Raw genomic sequence first — 526 nt, forward strand, 5'->3', positions numbered from 1 at the left:
ATACGAAGTGTACATGACGCGGGAGAACGACGTTTACCTCACGCTTGACGACCGCGTGCGCATCGCCCGCCAGCACGAAGCCGATCTTCTGATCTCCATCCATGCCGACACGATTGCCGTCAAGGGTCTCCGCGGCGCCACTGTCTACACGCTCTCCGACAAGGCCTCCGATCCCGAAGCCCAGGCGCTCGCCGATCGCGAAAACCTGTCGGACCAGTTCGCCGGCATGAAGATCGAGAACGACAACAAGGAGGTCACCGACATCCTGATCGACCTGATCCGCCGCGAGACGCACGGCTTCTCGATGAGCTTTGCCCACACGCTGGTCGGCCAGTTGTCGACCAGCGTCGGCCTGATCAACAATCCACAGCGTTCGGCGGGCTTCAAGGTGCTGAAGGCGCCCGACGTTCCCTCCGTATTGGTCGAGCTCGGCTATCTCTCCAACAGCAAGGACGAGGCGCAACTCCTCAGCGCCGACTGGCGCGGCAAGGCGGCGCAAAGCATAACCAATGCCGTTGCCTTGTTT

1 protein-coding gene is annotated in these 526 nt (G+C 61.4%); it reads left to right on the plus strand.

The annotated features are described in order from the left end of the window. On the plus strand, positions 1–526 hold a 526-nt coding region (locus EOA38_RS38530), incomplete at both ends, for an N-acetylmuramoyl-L-alanine amidase (protein ID WP_145966368.1).

It is taken from the genome of Mesorhizobium sp. M1E.F.Ca.ET.041.01.1.1, assembly GCF_003997355.1.
Taxonomy (GTDB): Bacteria; Pseudomonadota; Alphaproteobacteria; order Rhizobiales; family Rhizobiaceae; genus Mesorhizobium.